The sequence below is a fragment of the Vibrio sp. Vb1574 genome, assembly GCF_033338675.1.
Genome location: NZ_JAWOTC010000103.1, coordinates 1 through 2,037 on the forward strand (window position 1 = coordinate 1; position 2,037 = coordinate 2,037).

2 protein-coding genes are annotated in these 2,037 nt (G+C 48.1%); both read left to right on the plus strand.

The annotated features are described in order from the left end of the window. Window positions 1–1,493: TRAP transporter permease (locus R7O12_RS23820; protein WP_318126502.1), on the plus strand; the 1,493-nt coding region annotated here is incomplete at its 5' end. A 44-nt stretch (window positions 1,494–1,537) separates the two neighbouring features. Next, window positions 1,538–1,975, plus strand: a complete 438-nt coding sequence (locus R7O12_RS23825) for a universal stress protein (protein ID WP_005454686.1) — start codon at window positions 1,538–1,540, stop codon at window positions 1,973–1,975. Window positions 1,976–2,037 lie beyond the last annotated feature (62 nt).

Sequence of the window (2,037 nt, forward strand, 5' to 3'; positions counted from 1 at the left end):
CATTCACAGCTACCATTTTGGGTCTGTGTGTAATCAGCGCTTTGGTGTACTACGGTGTAGGTTGGACGAAAGATGTCTTTGGCGACGCAGCGACTACGATAGTAACGATCGCGCTACTCATCGCCTACGTCGGCCTCGTAAAAATTTCTGCGAACCACATGAAAGATGGCGCAATTGAGATTGATGCGGAGCTGACTGAAGTGCCAGATCCGGGTCCTACAGTGAAGTCTGGCTTACACTACCTGCTACCTATCGTGGTACTGGTTTGGTGTTTAACAGTAGAGCGCTTCTCACCTGGCTTATCAGCGTTTTGGGCAACCGTCTTTATGGTCTTCATTTTGCTAACACAACGCCCTCTGATGGCGTTACTTGCGAAAGAAGGCGACCTAGTACAGCAAACCAAAGAGGGTTTTGTCGATCTCGCTGAAAGCTTGGTGGCTGGTGCTCGCAACATGATCGGTATCGGTGTCGCAACAGCGGCGGCAGGTACGGTTGTTGGCGTTGTGACGCTAACTGGTATCGGCTTGGTGATGACGGACTTTGTTGAGTTTATCTCTGGCGGTAGTGTCATCCTAATGCTGCTGTTTACTGCGGTTATCAGTCTGATTCTCGGTATGGGTCTGCCTACCACAGCAAACTACATTGTAGTATCAACGCTAATGGCGCCAGTTATCGTAACGCTCGGCGCAGCGCACGGTCTTATCATTCCACTGATTGCGGTGCACTTGTTCGTGTTCTATTTCGGTATTCTCGCCGATGATACACCACCGGTCGGTCTGGCTGCCTTTGCCGCTGCAGCAATCGCGAAGTCCGATCCAATTCGTACCGGTATCCAAGGCTTTACCTACGATATTAGAACCGCCATTCTGCCATTCATGTTTGTTTTCAATACCCAATTATTGTTGATGGGTATCGATTCTTGGTGGCATTTAGCACTCACGGTAATCTCTTCCATCATTGCGATGCTGATCTTCTCTGCCGCTACGCAGGGATGGTGGCTGACTCGTAACAAGTGGTGGGAAACCGTCCTATTATTAGTATTAACTTTCTCATTCTTCCGACCTGGTTTTTGGTGGGACATGTTATACCCAGCGAAAGTTCTTTCTCCTGGGGTTGAGATAGCTCAAATCACGGAAAACCTAAATGTAGGAGAATCCATTGAGTTACGTGTTGCCGGACAAAACCTCGAAGGCGAATACGTCGAGAAAACGGTACGTCTGCCATTCGAAGACAGAGCAACGACAGCTGAAGAGCGTATCTCTTCAATGGGTCTGATGCTGACTGAGAACGACGGCAAAATGGTCGTCGACATGGTTGAATTTGGTAGCCCTGCGGAGTCATCTGGTATCGACTTTGATTGGGAAATCAAATGGGTCGTTCAAGACGCGGATCGTCCAATGAAAGAATGGGTATTTGTACCTTGCTTGATTCTTCTGCTGGTACTTGCCATGAACCAAAAACGTCGTGCTCGCAAGGAACAACTGAGCGCATAACCGATTTGGCCCCGCGGATCTGGGGCCTTAGTGAGAGACATTGAATGTATAAACAAATTCTTGTTCCGGTTGATCTAAATGACCAAGGCTTCTCAGACCGAGCGGTTGAACTGGCGGTGTGGCAAGCAAAACAAGCAAACGCAGAAATCCACCTGCTCACTGTTTTGCCAGGTATTCACATGTCGATGGTCGCAACTTACTTCCCAAAAGACGCAGCGGCGAAAATGAAGCAAGATGTGAAGCAGCAGCTAAAAGCATTTGCCAGCGAGCACATTGATGATGAAGTGATTTACAAAGTGCACGTTGCCGAAGGCAAAGCTTACGCGACGATTCTTGATTACGCCGAACGTTTGGGCGCAGACCTTATTATCATGCCAAGTCACAAGCGTTCGAAAATTAACAAAGTGATGCTTGGTTCGGTTGCAAGTAAAGTTGTGGAGTATTCTCCAATCAACGTAATGGTAGTGAAGCCGCAAGGTTAAGCTTACGGCCACGCAAGAAAAAAGGTTGATGCTCGCATCAACCTTTTTTGTATCTCTCATCA